The organism is Aeromonas sp. QDB23, assembly GCF_027707745.1.
Classification (GTDB): domain Bacteria; phylum Pseudomonadota; class Gammaproteobacteria; order Enterobacterales; family Aeromonadaceae; genus Aeromonas; species Aeromonas allosaccharophila.
The window spans coordinates 1-702 of the sequence record NZ_JAPCJA010000174.1; the positions used below are offsets into that span (position 1 = coordinate 1).

At 39.3% G+C, this 702-nt stretch carries 1 protein-coding gene; it reads left to right on the top strand.

Translation table 11 applies throughout. The features are described from left to right. Positions 1–284: YscW family type III secretion system pilotin (locus PG888_RS23040; protein WP_270694491.1), on the top strand; the 284-nt coding region annotated here is incomplete at its 5' end. Between the last annotated feature and the right edge of the window lie 418 nt (positions 285–702).

Consider the following 702-nt stretch of genomic DNA (forward strand, 5'->3'; position numbering starts at 1 on the left):
GCATGGAGACGCGATTAGATCACAGACGATCTGCCTGTTCAAATTTCATTAACAAAGTGCGATCCCGCCCTGGCTATGAGGTGACCATGTTGCCCTTGCAGTTTGATTTGCGATTGACCCCCCTGCAATTGGCGGAAGGTAATATCTATGTGCGTGCCAGATTGCGATTTATTGATAGCGCCGCGGTGCAGGCCATGCGTCAGCAGAAAGTTTTTAAGGTTTTTAATGGCGAGAAAATGGTTATTCAATTGCAACCAAGATCTTGTTATCCACAATGTCAGTAGTGGGCGTTTTTATATAAAGATAAGCAAAATCAGTTAGTTGTTAAGTATATGATTAATATTGAAAGTTTCTTTTTGTAACGAACTATCTTTTGCTGTAAATACAGCTGAAAGTATGAGCCATTGTAATGAATAAATAGTGTGTTCACTCTAATTTTTGGCTGGTTTTTCTGTTTGCGACTGTTGTAGGATTCACGTCCATTTCAATGGCGATTAATTTTAAGTTGTTATTGTCATGGATTCATTCGTAAAAACAATAAATACAAAAATAAAAGACAAATAATAAAGCACCCGAGAGAGGCCTGCCTCCGCTGAGGTGTTACTGGCACTACACGCAGATTCAGGAAAACAAAACCTGATTACCCATGATTAGCAGTCAGTTACCACGAACTATACTGATCTTACGTACAGTTATCGAGGT